14 protein-coding genes are annotated in these 18523 nt (G+C 64.9%); 11 read left to right on the top strand and 3 right to left on the bottom strand.

Annotated features, from left to right (window positions below; genetic code table 11):
* Positions 1-73: 73 nt before the first annotated feature.
* From acnD to prpB, 3 genes are all read right to left on the bottom strand, one after another.
* Positions 74-2692 carry a Fe/S-dependent 2-methylisocitrate dehydratase AcnD gene (gene acnD, locus AB5Y51_RS15105; protein ID WP_368178686.1) on the bottom strand — a complete coding sequence of 873 codons (2619 nt, stop codon included), beginning with the start codon at positions 2690-2692 and terminating at the stop codon, positions 74-76.
* Positions 2692-3849, bottom strand: coding sequence for a 2-methylcitrate synthase (prpC, locus tag AB5Y51_RS15110; protein WP_368178687.1), 1158 nt, complete (start codon positions 3847-3849; stop codon positions 2692-2694). The genes acnD and prpC overlap by 1 nt, the downstream gene beginning before the upstream one ends.
* A 64-nt stretch (positions 3850-3913) precedes the next feature.
* Positions 3914-4798 carry a methylisocitrate lyase gene (prpB, locus tag AB5Y51_RS15115; protein WP_368178688.1) on the bottom strand — a complete coding sequence of 295 codons (885 nt, stop codon included), beginning with the start codon at positions 4796-4798 and terminating at the stop codon, positions 3914-3916.
* Positions 4799-5179: 381 nt separating this feature from the next.
* Between prpB and AB5Y51_RS15120 the strand changes: the two genes are divergently transcribed.
* The 11 genes from AB5Y51_RS15120 (at position 5180) to AB5Y51_RS15170 (ending at position 18521) form a co-directional block, all read left to right on the top strand.
* The gene (locus tag AB5Y51_RS15120) at positions 5180-6160 is read left to right on the top strand and encodes a quinone oxidoreductase (RefSeq protein WP_042016948.1); all 981 of its coding nucleotides are present in this window, start codon (positions 5180-5182) and stop codon (positions 6158-6160) included.
* Positions 6161-6234: 74 nt separating this feature from the next.
* A complete protein-coding gene (locus tag AB5Y51_RS15125; protein ID WP_042016952.1) occupies positions 6235-7083 on the top strand; it encodes a TauD/TfdA family dioxygenase in 849 nt (282 codons plus the stop codon).
* Positions 7084-7135: 52 nt separating this feature from the next.
* Positions 7136-8185, top strand: coding sequence for a 3-keto-5-aminohexanoate cleavage protein (locus AB5Y51_RS15130; protein ID WP_039038787.1), 1050 nt, complete (start codon positions 7136-7138; stop codon positions 8183-8185).
* A gap of 204 nt (positions 8186-8389) precedes the next feature.
* On the top strand, positions 8390-9709 hold the full coding sequence (locus AB5Y51_RS15135; protein WP_368178689.1) for an MFS transporter: 1320 nt from the start codon (positions 8390-8392) through the stop codon (positions 9707-9709).
* A complete protein-coding gene (locus tag AB5Y51_RS15140; protein ID WP_368178690.1) occupies positions 9706-10686 on the top strand; it encodes a DsbA family protein in 981 nt (326 codons plus the stop codon). Before AB5Y51_RS15135 ends, AB5Y51_RS15140 begins: the two co-directional genes overlap by 4 nt.
* Positions 10674-11693, top strand: coding sequence for a YeiH family protein (locus AB5Y51_RS15145; protein WP_039038785.1), 1020 nt, complete (start codon positions 10674-10676; stop codon positions 11691-11693). The genes AB5Y51_RS15140 and AB5Y51_RS15145 overlap by 13 nt, the downstream gene beginning before the upstream one ends.
* Before the next feature lie 201 nt (positions 11694-11894).
* The gene (locus AB5Y51_RS15150) at positions 11895-12596 is read left to right on the top strand and encodes a CoA transferase subunit A (RefSeq protein WP_039038784.1); all 702 of its coding nucleotides are present in this window, start codon (positions 11895-11897) and stop codon (positions 12594-12596) included.
* A gap of 188 nt (positions 12597-12784) precedes the next feature.
* Positions 12785-13414, top strand: a complete 630-nt coding sequence (locus AB5Y51_RS15155; RefSeq protein ID WP_042882803.1) for a CoA transferase subunit B — start codon at positions 12785-12787, stop codon at positions 13412-13414.
* Between the two features lie 558 nt (positions 13415-13972).
* The gene (locus AB5Y51_RS15160; protein ID WP_368178691.1) at positions 13973-15904 is read left to right on the top strand and encodes a DUF1302 domain-containing protein; all 1932 of its coding nucleotides are present in this window, start codon (positions 13973-13975) and stop codon (positions 15902-15904) included.
* A gap of 26 nt (positions 15905-15930) precedes the next feature.
* Positions 15931-17292, top strand: a complete 1362-nt coding sequence (locus AB5Y51_RS15165; RefSeq protein ID WP_231959455.1) for a DUF1329 domain-containing protein — start codon at positions 15931-15933, stop codon at positions 17290-17292.
* A gap of 143 nt (positions 17293-17435) precedes the next feature.
* The gene (locus AB5Y51_RS15170; RefSeq protein ID WP_042882806.1) at positions 17436-18521 is read left to right on the top strand and encodes a YCF48-related protein; all 1086 of its coding nucleotides are present in this window, start codon (positions 17436-17438) and stop codon (positions 18519-18521) included.
* Positions 18522-18523 lie beyond the last annotated feature (2 nt).

The following is an 18523-nucleotide window of genomic DNA, read 5'->3' on the forward strand; positions in this document are numbered from 1 at the left end:
CCCAACCCTCTCCCAAAGAGAGAGGGTGCTTTATGCCTTCCCCTTTTTCAAAGGGGCGGAGCGGGGTTGCGATTTAGCTTGCGGCCTTTTGCGCGGTCGACGCCAGGAAATCCTGGGCGAAGCGTTGCAGCACGCCGCCCGCCTCATAGACCGAGACCTCCTCGGCGGTGTCGAGGCGGCAGGTCATGGGCACCTGGATCACTTCGCCGCTGCGACGGCGGATCACCAGTGTGAGATCGGTGCGCGGCTGGCGTGCTCCCACCACGTCATAGGTCTCGGTGCCATCGAGGCCCAGCGTGAGGCGGGTGGTGCCCGGTTTGAACTCGAGCGGCAGCACCCCCATGCCGATGAGGTTGGTGCGGTGAATGCGCTCGAAGCCTTCCGCCGCGATCACCTCCACCCCGGCAAGGCGTACCCCCTTGGCCGCCCAGTCCCGGGACGAGCCCTGACCGTAGTCGGCACCGGCCACGATGATGAGGGGCTGCTTGCGTGCCATGTAGGTCTCGATGGCTTCCCACATCCGCATCACTTTGCCGTCCGGCTCGACGCGGGCGAGGGACCCCTTCTGCACCACGCCGTTCACCACCGCCATCTCGTTGACCAGCTGGGGGTTGGCGAAGGTGGCGCGCTGGGCGGTCAGGTGATCGCCGCGGTGGGTGGCGTAGGAGTTGAAGTCCTCCTCCGGCAGGCCCATCTTCGCCAGGTATTCCCCCGCCGCGCTGCCGGGCAGGATGGCGTTGGAAGGGGAGAGGTGGTCTGTGGTGATGTTGTCCGGCAACAGCGCCAGGGGCCGCATGCCGCGCAGGGTGCGCTCGCCCGCCAGTGCCCCCTCCCAGTAAGGCGGGCGACGGATATAGGTGCTCTGCGCACGCCAGTCGTACAGGGGCGTCACCTTGGGACCCTGATCCTCTTCCTGGGTGAACATGGGGATATAGACCTGGCGGAACTGGGACGGCTTGACCGACGCCTTGACCACGGCGTCGATCTCTTCATCAGACGGCCAGATATCCTTGAGGCGAATCTCCTGACCGTCCACTACCCCCAGCACATCTTTCTCGATGTCGAAACGGATGGTGCCGGCGATGGCGTAGGCCACCACCAGGGGGGGCGAGGCGAGGAACGCCTGCTTGGCGTAGGGGTGGATGCGGCCGTCGAAGTTGCGGTTGCCCGAGAGCACCGCCGTGGCGTAGAGGTCCCGCTCGATGATCTCCTGCTGGATGGCGGGATCCAGCGCGCCGGACATGCCGTTGCAGGTGGTGCAGGCGAAGGCCACCACGCCAAAACCGAGTTGCTCCAGCTCGTCGTCCAGTCCCGCCTCTTTCAGATACAAGGCGACTGTCTTGGAGCCGGGGGCCAGGGAGGATTTCACCCAGGGCTTGCGCACCAGACCGAGCCGGTTGGCGTTGCGGGCCAACAGGCCTGCGGCAATCACGTTGCGCGGGTTGCTTGTGTTGGTGCAACTGGTGATGGCGGCGATGATGACGGCGCCATCGGGCAAGAGGCCGTCCGCCTCCTGGGCGCGAGCCTTGTCCAGATCCACGGCGATTCCGCGCTCCGCCAGGGCGGAGACCGGCAGGCGACGGTGGGGATTGGAGGGGCCCGCCAGGGTGCGCACCACGGTCGCGAGATCGAAGTGCAGCACGCGCTCGTACTGGGCGTCCACCAAGGCGTCGGCCCAGAGACCGGCCTCCCTGGCATAGGTTTCCACCAGCCTGACCTGCTCGTCGTCACGGCCAGTGAGCTTGAGGTAGTCGATGGTCTGCTGGTCGATGAAGAACATGGCCGCGGTGGCGCCATATTCCGGCGCCATGTTGGAGATGGTGGCCCGATCGCCGAGGGTGAGGGCGGCGGCGCCCTCGCCACGAAACTCCAGGTAGGCGCCGACTACCTTCTGCTGGCGCAGGAATTCGGTGAGTGACAGGACCAGATCCGTGGCGGTGATGCCGGGTTGCGGCTTGCCGGAGAGCTCGACGCCGACGATCGAAGGCAGCCGCATCCAGGAGGCGCGCCCCAGCATCACGTTCTCGGCTTCCAGCCCGCCCACCCCCACCGCTATGACGCCGAGGGCGTCCACGTGGGGGGTGTGGCTGTCGGTGCCGACGCAGGTGTCCGGGTAGGCGAGGCCGCGATCGGCGTGGATGACCGGGGACATCTTCTCCAGGTTGATCTGGTGCATGATGCCGTTGCCTGGCGGGATCACCTCGATGTTCTTGAACGCCTGCTTGGTCCAGTTGATGAAGTGGAAGCGATCCTCGTTGCGGCGATCCTCGATGGCGCGGTTCTTCTCGAACGCATCGGGGTCGAAGCCGCCGCACTCCACGGCGAGGGAATGATCGACGATGAGCTGCACCGGCACGACCGGGTTCACCTGGGCGGGATCGCCCCCCTGCTCGGCGATGGCGTCGCGAAGGCCCGCGAGGTCCACCAGGGCGGTCTGGCCCAGGATGTCGTGGCACACCACCCGCGCCGGGAACCAGGGAAAGTCGCGATCGCGCTTGTTGTGCACTATCTGGCCGAGGCACTCGGTGAGAATGGCCGGATCGCACTTGCGAACCAGGTTCTCGGCGTGGACGCGGGCGGTGTAGGAGAGCCTGTCCCAGGCACCGGGGACGATGGCGTTCACCGCCTCCCGGGCGTCGAAGTAGTCGAGCTGTGTGCCGGGCAGGGGCTTGCGATATTGCGTGTTGATCATCACTTGCGCTCCTTGAGCGGCACGAACTGGAGATCCTCCGGGCCGACGTAGTTGGCGCTCGGGCGGATGATCTTGCCGTCGATGCGCTGCTCGATGACATGGGCCGACCAGCCGGAGGTGCGGGCGATGACGAACAGCGGGGTGAACATGGCGGTGGGCACCCCCATCATGTGGTAGCTGACGGCGCTGAACCAGTCCAGGTTCGGGAACATCTTCTTGGCCTCCCACATGGTGGACTCCAGCCGCTCGGCGATGTCGAACATCTTGGTGTTGTGCTGCTCCTGGCTGAGGGCGCGGGCCACCTCCTTGATCACCTTGTTGCGGGGATCGGAGACGGTGTAGACCGGGTGGCCGAAGCCGATGACCACCTCCTTCTTCTCGATGCGGGCACGAATGTCGGCCTCCGCCTCGTCCGGATTCTCGTAGCGCTTCTGGATCTCGAACGCCACCTCGTTGGCGCCGCCGTGCTTGGGCCCGCGCAGGGCGCCGATGGCGCCGGTGATGCAGGAGAACATGTCCGAGCCGGTGCCGGCGATGACGCGGCCGGTGAAGGTGGAGGCGTTGAACTCGTGCTCGGCGTAGAGGATGAGGGAGGTGTGCATGGCGCGAACCCAGGAGTCGCGTGGCTTGTGCCCGTGCAGCAGGTGGAGGAAGTGGCCGCCGATGGAGTCGTCGTCGGTCTCCACATGGATGCGTTTACCGTTGTGACTGAAGTGGTACCAGTAGAGCAACACGGAGCCTAAGCAGGCCATCAGCTTGTCGGCGATGTCCCGGGCGCCCGGGTGGTTGTGATCGTCCTTCTCCGGCGACAGACACCCCAGCACGGAGACGGCGGTGCGCATCACGTCCATGGGGTGGGCGCTTGGGGGCAGCTGCTCCAGGGCGGTCTTGACCCCGGTGGGCAGGCCGCGCAGGGCCTTGAGTTTGGCCTTGTAGGCGGCAAGCTCCGCCACATTGGGCAGATGGCCGTGCACCAGCAGGTGGGCTATCTCTTCGAATTCGCAGCTGGTGGCCACGTCCAGGATGTCGTAGCCACGGTAGTGCAGGTCGTTGCCGGAGAGGCCGACGGTGCACAGGGCGGTGTTGCCGGCGGCGGTGCCGGAGAGGGCGACGGATTTCTTCGGCTTGAAGCCGGTGGTTTCGGGAATGGCGCTCATCACATGTTTCCTCATTCAGTCCGTTGAAGCGCCAGCCGCCAGCATGAGGCGGCTGGTCGCGGGCTTATTCCTTGGTGAACAGTCTGTCCAGGGTTTGCTCGTAGTGGTGGTAGCCGAGGAAGTCGTAGAGAGACTCCCGGGTCTGCATGGTGTCGACCACGGCGCGCTGGTGGCCGTCGCGGCGCAACTGCTGATAGACGTTGAGGGCGGCCTGGTTGGCGGCGCGGGCGGCGCTTAACGGGTAGAGCACCATGTCGACGCCATGCAAGGCGAGCGCCTCCTTGTCAAACAGCTCGGTCTTGCCGAACTCGGTCATGTTGGCGAGGATCGGCACCCCGGCCGCCTGCTTGAAGAGATCGTACTGATCCAGCTCGGTGACCGCCTCGGCGAAGATCATGTCGGCGCCCGCCTCCACATAGGCAGCGGCGCGCTCCAGGGCCGAGCCCAGCCCCTCTACCGCCAGGGCGTCGGTGCGGGCCATGATGACGAAGCTCTCGTCCTGGCGGGCATCCACCGCCGCCTTGATCCTGTCCACCATCTCGGACAGGGAGACCACCGCCTTGTTGGGCCTGTGGCCGCAACGCTTCTGGGCCACCTGATCCTCCATGTGGACGGCGGCCACCCCGCCGCGCTCGAAGGCGCGAACGGTGCGGGCGATGTTGAAGGCACCGCCCCAGCCGGTGTCGATATCCACCAGGAGCGGCACTTGGGTGGCCGCGGTGATGCGCTCGGCATCGATCAGCACGTCGTTCATGGAGGTCATGCCGAGATCCGGCAGGCCGAAGGAGGCGTTGGCCACCCCGGCACCGGAGAGGTAGAGGGCCTTGAAGCCGCTGCGCTCGGCCATCAGCGCCATGTAGGCGTTGATGGTGCCGACGATCTGCAGGGGCTTCTCATTGGCCAGGGCGGTGCGAAAACGCGTGCCGGCCGAGGGGGATAGGTTGGACATCGTGACTCCTTTCATGGGGTGCTTGTCTGCTGCGGATGCTGGCTGTGAACAGGTTCATCTCACACTACGTTGACGTTAACGTCAATCATGCTTAAGTCCAAGGCCCGTCAATGGGCGGGCACCAGCGGCTGCTTCCTGTATAACTTCATGTAATTCAATCAAGTAGCTTCCCAATTTGATTCATGCCCGGCCACTGTCACCTCGCCGTCATGGGGGAACAGGGCCGATTCTGGCCTCTTCCCCGAGGGGGGGCAACGGATTCGAAGGGGGGTGTCATGAGATGAAAAGTGGCTGTCGCCCGATGCAAAGCGGACGTTTACGTTAATCCCTAGATTCACTCTGGACGATGTTTTCACCCACGAATGAATCTGGAGAACCGCCATGGCCAACGCCATTCGCTTTTATGAAACCGGGGGCCCCGAGGTCTTGCGCTACGAACAAGTGGCGGTGGGCGAGCCCGGGCCTGGCCAGGTGCGCCTGCGCCACGCCGCGGTCGGCCTCAACTATGCCGACACCTATTTTCGCAACGGCACCTACCCCATCCCCATGCCCAATGGCCTCGGCGTCGAGGCGGCCGGGGTGGTGGAGGCGGTGGGCGAGGGCGTCACCAATGTCGACGTCGGCGATCGCGTCACCTACACCGGTTTCATCAATACACTCGGCGCTTATTCGACCGAGCGCCTGATCCCGGCCGCGCCGCTCATCCGCCTGCCGGACAGCATCTCCTGCGAGACCGCCGCCGCCATGACCATGCGCGGCCTCACCTCCGCCTACCTGATGCGCCGCATCCACGCCTTCAAGCCCGGTGACAGCATCTTGCTGCACGCCGCGGCGGGCGGGGTCGGCCTCATCGTCGCCCAGTGGGCCAAGCTGCTGGGGCTGACGGTGATAGGCACCGTCTCGAGCGGCGCCAAGGCCGAGCTGGCCCGTGCCCACGGCTGCGACTTCACCATCGACTACAGCCGGGAAGATGTGGCGACCCGGGTGCGCGCCCTGACCGGCGGCGCCGGGGTTGACGTGGTGTTTGACAGCGTCGGCAAGAACACCTTCCTGGGCTCGCTTGATTCCCTCAAACGCCGCGGCCTCATGGTCTGCGTCGGCACCGCCTCCGGCCCCATCGACGGCTTCAACCCCCAGTTGCTGGCCATGAAGGGTTCCCTCTATCTGACCCGACCGGCCCTGGCGGACTACATCGCCGACCCGGCCGAGAAGGAGGCCCTGGCCGGCGAGCTGTTCGATCACGTGGCCAGCGGGCGGATCAAGATCGAGGTCAACCAGAAGTACGAGCTGCAGGACGCGGCGCAGGCCCACCGGGATCTGGAGTCGCGCCAGACCACGGGCTCCTCCGTGTTCATCATCTAGGCCAAGGATCTCAGGCCAGCCCGCACTCGATGGCGGCGTCTGAGCGCACCGACTTGTCATTCAGGGAGAGAGACATGCGTGTAGAACAACTGACCTGCCATATCGGCGCCGAACTGAGCGGCGTCCAGCTGGCGGATGCGGCCCACGACGCAGGGCTGTTCACCGAGATCCGCGCCCAACTGCTCAGGCACAAGGTACTGTTCCTGCGCAATCAGGAGATGAGCCGCAGCGATCACGTGACCTTCGCCCGCCGCTTCGGCGAGCTGGAGGATCACCCGGTGGCGGGCAGCGATCCGGATCACCCCGGTCTGGTGCGCATCTACAAGTCGCCGGATGTGCCCAACGATCGCTACGAGAACGCCTGGCACACCGATGCCACCTGGCGCGAGCAACCGCCCATGGGCTGCGTGCTGCGCTGCGTGGAGTGCCCGCCGGTGGGGGGCGACACCCTCTGGGCCAACATGGCGGCGGTCTACGCCGCGCTGCCCGAGGAGATCAAACAGAAGATCGCCGGCCTGCGCGCCCGCCACAGCATAGAGGCGAGCTTCGGGGCGGCCATGCCGATGGAGAAGCGGCTCGCCCTGAAGGCCATGTTCCCGGACGCCGAGCACCCCGTGGTGCGCACCCACCCGGAGACCGACGAGAAGATCCTGTTCGTCAACGCCTTCGCGACCCACTTCACCAACTACCACACCCCGGCGAATGTCCGTGTCGGCCAGGACTACACCATGGGTGGCAGCGATCTGCTGCGCTACCTCATCAGCCAGGCCTATATCCCCGAGTTCCAGGTGCGCTGGCGCTGGCAACCGGGCAGCGTGGCCATCTGGGACAACCGCAGCACCCAGCACTACGCCGCCATGGATTACGCCCCCTGCCATCGCAAGATGGAGCGGGCCGGGATCATGGGCGACACGCCTTACTGAGTCGTAACATCCCAGTGATACCGCTAATTTTCAATAACTTGAGGCAATAGACATGAACTTCCTTGACGGTTCTCTCTTCCCTGAAAATCAGGACAAGTTGGTTATTACCGTAGCCCCGTATGGCCCTGAATGGTTCCCTTCTGACTATCCGGAAGACATCCCGGTGACCATGGAAGAGCAGATCCAGAAAGCGGTCGACTGCTACGAAGCGGGCGCCGCCGTACTGCACCTGCACGTGCGTGAACTGGACGGCAAGGGCTCCAAGCGCCTGTCGATGTTCAACGAACTGATCGCTGGTGTGCGCAAGGCCGTGCCGGACATGATCATCCAGGTCGGCGGCTCTATCTCCTTCGCGCCGCCAGAAGATGGCGCGGCCGCCAAGTGGCTGCATGACGACACTCGGCACATGCTCGCCGAACTCGAGCCCAAACCCGACCAAGTCACTGTGACCGTCAACACCACGCAGATGAACGTGGTCGAGCAGATGGATAAGCGTGACTACGCCGGCACCTCCATGGGGACCGATACCTACGAAGCCTACCGCGAGATGATCGTGCCTTCCGGCCCTGGCTTCATCGAGGAGCACGTCAAGCGTCTGAGTGCCGCCGGCATCCAGAGTGCCTTCCAGTTTTACAACATCAACAGCTACGAGTCGGTGGAGCGGCTGATCCGCCGCGGTGTCTACAAGGGTCCGCTGGTATGCAACTGGGTGGCGATTGGCGGTGGCATGGACCAGCCGCATATCTACAGCATGGCCAACTTCCTGCGCGCCATTCCTGACGGCACCATGCTGACGGTGGAAAGTTCCATGCTCAACACCCTGCCAATCAACCTGATGGGCATGGCGATGGGCCTGCACGTGCGCTGCGGTATTGAGGATAACCTCTGGACCCAGGACCGTTCGCGTAAGATGACCTCCGTCGAGCAGATCGAACAGTTGGTGCGCCTTGCCAAAGAGATCGGCCGTCCAGTTGCCAACGGTAAGGAAGCCCGCGAGATCCTCAAAATCGGTGTTTTCTATGAGACGGTTGAAGAAACCCTTGCAGCCAACGGCTTCGCTCCGAATCCAAAGGGCGGTCAGCAGGGCTTCCTGAAGAAGTGATGTAATACCCACGCAGATCTGCGTGTCAGGGCGCAAGGCCCCAAGCCAAGCGCCCTAAGAACCTGTTTGCCAAACGCCGGTTGTCCTTGCACTATGCAGCACGCAGGGCAACTGAGTGATGAGTCAATATTGTCTGGCCGGGGGCCTTTCCACCGGCTGGTTGACCGAATACCCAACCCAATTTGCAGTAGCGCGAGGGAATGTATGGCTACGTTTCATATCGATGACGACCCCGAGGCCGGCAAGGTTGCCGTGCCCCGTCGTTATGCCTGGATAGTGTTTGCGCTGACCTTCGGTCTGCTCATCTCCGATTACATGTCGCGCCAGGTGCTCAACGCCGTCTTCCCCATGCTCAAGGGGGAGTGGGCACTCTCCGACACCCAGCTCGGCCTGCTCAGCGGCATAGTCGCGCTCATGGTCGGCTTGCTCACCTTCCCGCTCTCCCTGCTGGCGGACCGGTTCGGCCGGGTCAAGAGCCTGGTCATGATGGCCGCGCTCTGGAGCCTGGCGACCCTGGGCTGCGCCCTGGCACAGAACTACGAGCAGATGTTCATCGCCCGCTTCCTGGTGGGAGTGGGGGAGGCCGCCTACGGCAGTGTCGGCATCGCCGTGGTGGTCTCGGTGTTCCCGCGGGAGATGCGGGCCACCCTCTCCGGCGCCTTCATCTCCGGCGGCATGTTCGGCTCTGTGCTCGGCATGGCCTGCGGGGGCGTGCTGGCGCATCTCCTCGGCTGGCGCTGGGCCTTCGCCGGCATGGCCCTGTTTGGTCTGGTGCTGGCGGCCATCTATCCCCTCATCGTCAAGGAGGCGCGGATCTCCCAGGCCAGCCGGGCGGCCCAGGGCAGCAAGGCGGGCCGCAACCCCCTGCGCAGCCTCTATTCCAGCCGCTCGGTGATCTCGGCCTACGTGGGCAGCGGCCTGCAGCTGTTCGTCGGCGGCACCGTCATCGTCTGGATGCCGAGCTATTTCAACCGCTACTACGGGCTGGACACGGACAAGGCGGGACTCATGGCCGCCATCATAGTGCTGTGCAGCGGTGCCGGCATGATCCTGTGCGGCATGCTGAGCGATCGGCTGTGCCGCAACCGGCCGGATCGCAAGATAAGCCTCGCCATCGCCTATTGCCTCGGCAGCTGTCTCCTGCTCTCCCTGGCGTTTGCCCTGCCGGCCGGCTTCCCCCAGCTGGTGCTGATCGGTCTGGGGATGTTCATCGCCACCGGCACCTCGGGCCCCGCCGGCGCCATGGTGGCCAATCTCACCCACGCCAGCGTGCACGGTACGGCGTTTGCGACCCTGACCCTTGCCAACAACCTGCTGGGGCTGGCCCCCGGTCCCTTTATCACCGGCAAGGTGTCCGATCACATCGGGCTGGACAACGCCTTCCAGCTGGTGCCCCTCATCAGCGTCGCGGCGGCTGCGGTCTTCTGCTACGGCAAGCGCCACTACCACAAGGACGTGGCCAAGATTGAAGGGGACGCCCGCCAGGTCGTCGCCGGCCCCCAGGGCAGCGAGGTGAGGGCATGAGGCTCAGCATCGAGGTCTATTTCGATTTCATCTGCCCCTGGTGCCTCATCGGCAAGCGTCAGCTGGATGAGGCGCTGGCCCAGCTGCGGGTGGAGCGGCCCGAGGTGCGGGTCGATGTGAGCTGGCGCGGGGTGCAACTGCTGCCCTACCTGCCGGCGCAGGGGGAGGATTTCCATGCCTTCTATCTGCGGCGCCTTGGCAGCGAGCAGGGGGTGCGCCTGCGCCAGGCTCAGGTGCGGCAGGCGGCGGCCAGCGTCGGCGTTGAGCTGGACTTTGACAAGATCCCCCGTATGCCGAACACGGCCGATGCCCACCGCCTGTGGCAACGGGCCTGCCAACTGGGATCGCCGGCACAGTTGGAGAGTCTGCTGGAGTGGCTGTTTGCCTGCCACTTCCTGCACGGCGGGGATCTGGGGGATGGTGCTACCTTGCTGGGGCTGGCCGAGGCGGTGGGCTTCTCGCCTGCCGATCTGGTGGGCAGCCTGCAGGGAGACGGAACCCCCTTTTTCTGCGATCAGCCAGAGGCGGCTCGGCAGGGGGTGCCCAGCTTCGTGCTGGGGAAGGGGCGGATCCTCAGCGGTGCCCAGCCCGTGGCGCAGTTGCTTGCCGGCTTGCACCAGGCCGTCGCGGCGATGACCCGGGAGCAGGCGCGAGTCTTGGTGCCGGCCGAGCGGGTGCCCGCGCCGGGCCAGCGCGTCCTCATCGAGGACTCGGGCAAGAGCCTGGTGCTGTTCAACGTCGATGGCCGTTTCCATGCCATCGATGACGGCTGTCCCCACCAGGGGGCGTCCCTGTGCGGCGGCCGGCTGGAGGGGGAGGTGATCCAGTGCCTTGCCCACTGTCTGCGTTTCAACCTGACGACCGGGTTGCTGCTGAACTCGACCCAGCTCAGGGTGCGCCGCTACCCGGTCGAGCCGGCGGGGGAGGGGTTGTCCATCGTCATCGAGTCCCAGGAGGCCATCCCATGCTCACCCTGACCATGACGGATCGCTTACAGCGGGTACGGACACTGGCCCCCGGCATGGCGGTCAGCATCACGGTGGCGGCCGCCGCCACCTTCCTGTCGGAGCACTACGGCGCCCCCGTGCTGCTGTTCGCCCTGCTGCTCGGCATGGGGTTGAACTTCCTCAGCGGCGAGGGAAGCTGCAAGGCGGGCATCGAGTTCACGGCGCGAAGTGTCTTGCGCATCGGGGTCGCCCTGCTCGGCATGCGCATCACCCTCGGCCAGATCGCCGAACTCGGCTGGATGCCGGTGCTGCTGGTGGTCACCCTGGTGGTGGTGACCATCAGCCTGTCGGTGGTGGTGGCCAAGGCGATGGGTTTCCAGCGCCTGTTTGGCATGCTGACCGGGGGCGCTACCGCCATCTGTGGTGCCTCCGCCGCCCTGGCCCTGGCTGCCTCCCTGCCGAACCATCCCCAGAAGGAGCGCGCCACCCTGTTCACGGTGATCGGGGTGTCGGTGCTCTCGACGCTGGCGATGATCCTCTACCCCATGATCGCCCGCTTCTTCGAGTTGACGCCGGTGGAGGCGGGGGTCTTTCTCGGTGCCACCATTCACGACGTGGCCCAGGTGGTGGGGGCCGGCTACAGCATGTCCACCGAGACCGGGGACGTGGCCACAGTGGTCAAGCTGATGCGGGTCGCCATGCTGCTGCCGGTGATCCTGGTCGCCGCCATGATCACCCGGATGCAGGGGGCAGATCCCGCGTCCGGCAAGCGGCCGCCCCTGTTGCCCCTGTTTGCGGTCGGCTTCCTGGTGCTGGCCTGCATCAACAGCACAGGCTGGGTGCCCGCCCTGGTTCAGGGGGGGGTCAACGAGCTGTCGCGCTGGTGCCTGGTGATCGCCATCGCCGCCATCGGCATGAAGACCCAGCTCAAGGAGCTGGCGGCGGTCGGCATTAAACCCATCCTGCTGATGGTGGGGGAGACCGCCTTCCTGGTCGCCCTGGTGCTGACCCTGATGCATTGGGGCATCAAGCCTTAGGCATATCAGGAATGTCATGAATGCCGCGAACGTCCGAATAGGCTTCGCTACCCGAACCTACCAACTCAATTGACTGCGTAGGTTCGATTAGCCGCGTAGCGGCGTAATCGGACGATCGCGATACGAGATCAATCAGAAAAACCGCAATAAACGAACGCGCCCCTGTGGCCAACGGACTAGCCAGAGAGCAGAGAGGTAGTTATGAACAAGGTTTACCCCAGCGCCCAGGCCGCTCTTAGCGATCTGGTGCAGGACGACATCACCATCGCCTCGGGGGGCTTCGGCCTGTGCGGCATCCCGGAGCAGCTTATCGAGGCGCTGCAGGAGAGCGGCAAACGCGGCTTCACCATCATCAGCAACAACTGCGGGGTGGACGAGTTCGGCCTTGGGCCTCTGCTCCATAGCCGCCAGATCAAGAAGATGATCTCCTCCTACGTGGGGGGTAACAAGGAGTTCGAGCGCCAGTATCTCGCCGGGGAGCTGGAGCTGGAGTTCACCCCCCAGGGGACGCTCGCCGAGAAGCTTCGCGCCGGCGGCGCCGGCATTCCGGCCTTCTTCACCCGCACCGGTTACGGGACCCTGATCGCCGAGGGCAAGGAGACCCGTCAGTTCGATGGGGATTGGTACGTGATGGAGCGATCCCTCACCGCGGATCTCGCCATCATCAAGGGCGCCAGGGCCGACAAGGCGGGCAACCTGATGTTCAACAAGACGGCGCGCAACTTCAACCCGCTCTGCGCCAAGGCGGGCCGGGTCTGCGTGGCCGAGGTGGAGGAGATCGTCGAGGTGGGGGAGCTGGCCCCGGACGAGATCCACCTGCCCGGCATCTATGTGCAGCGGCTGGTGCACAACCCCAATCCCGAGAAACGCATCGAAGTGCGCACCGTCATGGAGAAGAAATAAGATGGTTTTGATCCGTGAAGAGAGGGCGCTGTGCATCACCCAGGTGCTGCCGGTGGCTTCCTGTATTCAACATTGCGCGCTGAGGAGTAGATAACATGGCCTGGACCCGTGAAGAGAGGGCGCTGTGCATCACCCAGGAACTGCCGGTGGCTTCCTGTTTTCAACAGCCTGCAGTAAGGAGCTAAGTCATGGCCTGGACCCGTGAAGAGATGGCGCAGCGCGCCGCCAAGGAGCTGCAGGACGGCTTCTATGTGAACCTCGGCATCGGCCTGCCGACCCTGGTGGCCAACTACATCCCGGATGCCATGGAGGTGTGGCTGCAGAGCGAGAACGGCCTGCTCGGCATAGGCCCCTTCCCGAGTGAGGAGGCGCTGGATCCCGATCTCATCAACGCCGGCAAGCAGACCATCACCACCTTGCCCGGCAGCAGCTTCTTCGACAGCGCCGAGAGCTTCGGCATGATCCGCGGTGGCCACATCAACCTGGCGCTGCTCGGGGCCATGCAGGTCTCGGAACGCGGGGATCTCGCGAACTGGATGATCCCCGGCAAGCTGGTCAAGGGGATGGGGGGGGCCATGGATCTGGTGGCCGGGGTCAAGCGGGTGGTGGTGCTGATGGAGCACTGCGCCAAGAACGGTGAGCACAAGATACTGGAGTGGTGCAACCTGCCCCTGACCGGGGTCGGGGTGGTGGATCGCATCATCAGCGATCTCGCCGTGCTGGACGTGACCCCAAGCGGCCTCAAGCTGGTGGAGCTGGCCCCCGGCATCGAATTTGAGCAGTTGCAGGCCGCCACCGGCTGCCGCATCTGCCGCTGAATCGCGTGTGGGCCGACTCGTCGGCCATTTTCACGGCGGAGTGAGGATGCTTGGGCCTGCTCCGCCGCTTTTATGCTCTCCGTGACGGCGCAGATGCTCTGCCTGCTGCCTCTCGCCCCGATAACAGACTGCCATCACCCACCCACTCACTGGACACGCCAGCCCCTTGGCGGACCCCTGTCCTTCACCATGGTCCCTGGCTGAGCCCCGAGAATCCCTGCGCGGATGCCGTCCGACACCCCTTTCGCGCCGCTTGTTCGGCGCCGCCACTCCCTGTCATCAAATGAAAAGTGGCTGACGTTCAATGGCAAGCAAGGGGGTTGGGCTGGCCGTAGAGTCGGTAGCAACAACACAGAGCGCACCCGGGGGAGGAACCCGCAAGGGGAGGAGGCAAACAGAGCGCCCCCTCATCCCCAAGGGAAGCGCCGACACTGGCACAACAGCCAGGCAAGAAGCCAAGCAACAAGCCAGACAATAAAGCCAGACAATAAAGCCAACGGAAACGGCGACTAGACACAGAACAACAAACAACAGATGACGACACTCGGAGAGACTGTAATGGATTACAAGCACACGAGTCATGGTTGCGGTGCCCTGCGCCTCAGCCTGCTGGCAACGGCCATTGCGGCCGTTCTCCTGCCCACCGTTCAGGCGGTCGAGATCGACACGGGCAGTGAAGAGTGGTCCGTGCGTTTCGACAACACCGGCAAGTTCAACTACGGCATGCGCACCGAGAGCGCCGACGAGCGGATGCTCGCCACCCCGAACAGCAACGATGGGGACTACAACTTCAAGGATGCCGGCGACACCGTCACCACCCGCTTCGATCTGTTGACCGAGCTTGACGTGGTGAACAAGGGCAATACCGGTTTTCGCATCAGTGCGGCGAGCTGGTACGACTATGCCTATGACGACGTCGGCGCGAGCGACAACCCCTTTTTGAACAACAACGGTGATGCCTCCGGCATCCCGGGCTGGGGCGCCAACCCCGCAAGGTCGACCATGTTTGGCCAGCCGGGGCTGAGCGATTATGCCGATCGCTACTACAACGGCCCCTCCGGCGAGATCCTCGACGCCTTCGTGTTCCACAACATGGAGATAGGTGACGAGTCGCTGCTCGGCGTCAAGATAGGCCAGCACAACATCTTCTGGGGCGAGACCCTGCTCAACCCGGTGCACTCCATCAGCTACGGCCAGTCTGGCCTGGATCTCGCCAAGCTCGCGGCGTCCCCGGGCACCGAGGCAAAAGAGCTGTTCATGCCCCGCAAGCAGATCTCCGCCTCCTTCACCCTGAACCCGGAGTGGACCTTCGCCGCCCAGTACTTCTTCGACTGGGACGCGGCCCGTCTGCCGGAGGCCGGCACCTTCTACGGTGGCTCCGATCTGGTGGGCTACGGTGCCCGCGCCTTCCTGCTGGGTCACACCGGTGGCCCGGGCCTCGCCGGGCCGAACGGCACCCTGAGCAACATCCGCCGCGGGGCAGACATAGAGCCGGGCAAGCACGGTGACTGGGGCTTCATGACCAAGTGGTCCCCCGAGGCGCTGGATGCCACCCTGGGGGCCTACTACCGTCGCACCGCCGACATCCTGCCCCAGGCGGTACTGGACGCCCGTGGTCTGAGCGTCCGCGGGACGAATCCCCTGCCGGCCGGGGCTATTCCCAACCTGCGTAACTCGATTGCCAACACCAGCTATTCCCTGGCCTACGGCGAGGACATCGACATCCTGGGTCTGAGCCTGTCCAAGGACATCGCCGGGGTCAGCGTGGGCAGCGATCTGAACTATCGCCACAACATGCCCCTCTCCAGCATCCCGGCGCTGCTGAGTGCCTCGGGTCCACTCGGGCTGAAACAGGGGCTCGGTGCGCTGCCTGCCCGTAATGACAGCACCGGGGTGATCACCGACGACAGCGACGGTTACAGCGCCACCGGCGAGACCCTGCACTGGACCCTCAACGGCCTGATGACCATGGCCGACACCCCGCTGTTCGACGGTGCCGCCCTGCTGGCCGAGCTCTACTACAGCAACCTGCTGAGCCTCAACGATCACAACAAGGCGCTCTACAAGGGCGAGGACAGTTACCAGGGGCTCGACAAGTCGACCACCGACAACTGGGGCCTGGCGATCAACTTCACCCCGACCTGGTATCAGGTGTTCCCCGGCGTGGACATGAGCATGCCGCTGTCGGTCAACCTCGGCCTGGCGGGGGTGTCTCCCGTGCAGGGCGGCGGTGCCAAGGACACCGGCAACTACGCCCTTGGCCTCGGCGCTACCATCTACAACCAGTATTTCGTCGATCTGAAGTACGTGGACTCCTTCGGCAAGTCTGCCGACTGTAACGACGGCGCCACCGATGGCTCCACCCCCAACGCCCTGGATGCGACCCAGCGCAACACCTGTTATGCCGGCGGTTACTCCTCCTTCTCCGGTGGCGGCGCCACCACGGAAGACAGAGGGGCCGTCTACCTGACCCTCAAGACCACTTATTGAGTCAAGCGACCGAGTCGGAGAACAAGATGATGAAACATAAACAGACCATGCTGGCCCTGTCCCTCGCCCTGGCCTTCACCAGTCAGGCCCAGGCGGCCGTCTCCGCCAGCGAAGCGGGCAAGCTGGGCACCAGCCTGACCCAGGTCGGCGCCGATGCCGCGGCCAACGCCGACGGCTCCATCCCCGCCTATACCGGCGGCCTGACCACGGCGCCCGCCGGCTTCAAGGCCGGTGACAGCATGCGCCCGGATCCTTATGCGGGCGACAAGCCGCAGCTGGTGATCGACGGCAAGAACGTGGCTAAGTACAAGGGTGAGCTGACCGCCACCACCGCCGAGTTGCTGAGCCGCTTCCCGGACTTCAGAGTCGATGTCTACCCGACTCACCGCAGCGTGGCGCTGCCCCAGGCGGTGCTGGACAACACCAGGCAGAACGCCCTGAACGCCAAGACCCTGGAAGGGGGCATGGCGGTGGATCAGGTGCTGCCGGGCATTCCCTTCCCGATCCCGCAGACCGGCGCCGAGGCGATGTGGAACTTCCTGCTGCGCTACCAGGGGGTGAACATCGCCACCAAATACGACTCCTGGAACGTCGATTCCGCCGGGGTAGCGGCGCTCTCCACCACGGGGCAGGCGTTCATCAACTACGCCATCTACGAGGACATGAAGAAGCCCATCGCGGCCAAGGACACCTACTACCAGATGAAGCTCTACTACACCGGGCCCGCCCGCCGTGCCGGTGAAGCCATCATGCTGCGCGATGCCGCCAACCCCCTTGAGCAGCCGCGCAAGGCCTGGCAGTACCTGCCGGGGCAGCGCCGGGTCAAGCTGGCACCGAACCTGGCCTACGATACCCCGAACCCGGGCACCTCGGGCGCCGGCACCTATGACGACGTCTTCGTCTTTAACGGCGCGCTGGACCGCTTCGATTGGAAGCTGGTGGGCAAGCAGGAGATGATAGTTCCCTACAACACCTACAAGCTGACCTATGAGCCCGATGCCCGGGCGCTGACCACCCCGAACTTCCTGTCGCCGGATCACGTGCGCTGGGAGAAGCACAGGGTCTGGGTGGTGGAGGGCAACCTCAAGGCCGGCGAGCGCCACATCTATGCCAAGCGTCGCTTCTATCTGGACGAAGACAGCTGGGTGGCCCTGGCCTCGGATCAGTACGACGCCCGTGGTCAGCTCTATCGCGGCTCCTTCGCCTTCCTGAGCCAGAGCTACGACAAGCAGACCCCGGATGCCACCCCCTTCATGATCTATGACCTGGTGGCGGGGACCTACAACATCAACGGCGTGGTGGGACCCCATGGCGGCATCAAGTACGGCGATTCGCTGTCCAAGGCGAAGTGGTCGCCGGAGTCCCTGGCGGGCGCGGGTATCCGCTAAGCGTTGATGATCTCCACTGACCCCCCTCCCGGCCTCCCCCCTTCGAAAGGGGGAGGAGTGAAGTGCGCCCTCCCCTTGCCAAGGGGAGGGCCGGGGTGGGGTTGTTGCGACCATCCGATGGGTTTTGAAGACAAGGAAGTGGTATGGGTTCATTCAACAAGTTGGCGCCCTGGCTGTGCGGCGCCCTGCTGATGGCAGGGCCCGCGCAGAGCGCGGAGACGATCACGGCGGCGACGGCCTATGTGGACGTGCTGGACTTGCCGGCCAAGCCGAGCGCGCTGGCCAAGCAGAGCCCCTTGCTGGATCTGGCCCGTGCCGGCAGCCGGCTGGTGGCGGTGGGGCAGCGGGGTCACATCCTCTACTCCGACGACGAAGGCAAGGGTTGGCAGCAGGCCAGGGTGCCGGTGAGCTCGGATCTCAATGCCGTCGTCTTCCCCAGTCCCGAGCAGGGCTGGGCCGTGGGGGGGGACGGGGTCATCCTGCACAGCCAGGACGGTGGCGCCAGCTGGCAGAAACAGCTGGATGGCCGCCAGATAGGCGACCTGGTGCTGCAATACTACTCGGCCAAGGCCCAGTCCGAGCCGGACAACGAGCAGTGGGCCGCGTTGGTGGAAGAGGGCCAGCGCCTGGTGGAGGAGGGGGCCGACAAGCCCCTGCTCGACGTCTGGTTCCAAGACGACAGGGTTGGCTACGTGGTCGGGGTGTTCAACCTCATTCTGCGCACCCAGGATGGCGGTCAGCACTGGACGCCGATGCAGGATCGCACCGACAACCCGGATGGGCTGCATCTCAATGCCATCGCCCTGGCCGGGGAGAGCCTCTATCTCGCCGGCGAGCAGGGCTTGCTGCGCAAGTGGGATCCGGGGACGCAGCGCTTCGTCTCACTGCCAAGCCCCTATGACGGCAGCTTCTTCGGTCTCATCGGTCGGCCCGGCGAGCTGCTGGTCTATGGGCTGCGGGGCCATGCCTATCGCAGCACGGATGGCGGCCAGCACTGGGCGAGACTGGCCAGTCCGCTGCCCATCAGCCTCAGCACTGCTATGCAGGGGGCAGATGGCCAGTTCCGCCTCTTTACCCAGGCCGGCCATATGCTGCGGCAACGGGGCAACGAGCCGCTGACTCTGGAACCCCTGGCCGAGCCATCCCCGGTGGCGGGTGCCCTGCTGACGCCCCAGGGCACCCTGGCACTGGTGGGCAGCCGCGGTGTGCGCACCCTGGCGGTGAATTAAGG

This window comes from Aeromonas sp. R7-1 (assembly GCF_040908115.1).
Taxonomy (GTDB): Bacteria; Pseudomonadota; Gammaproteobacteria; order Enterobacterales; family Aeromonadaceae; genus Aeromonas; species Aeromonas caviae.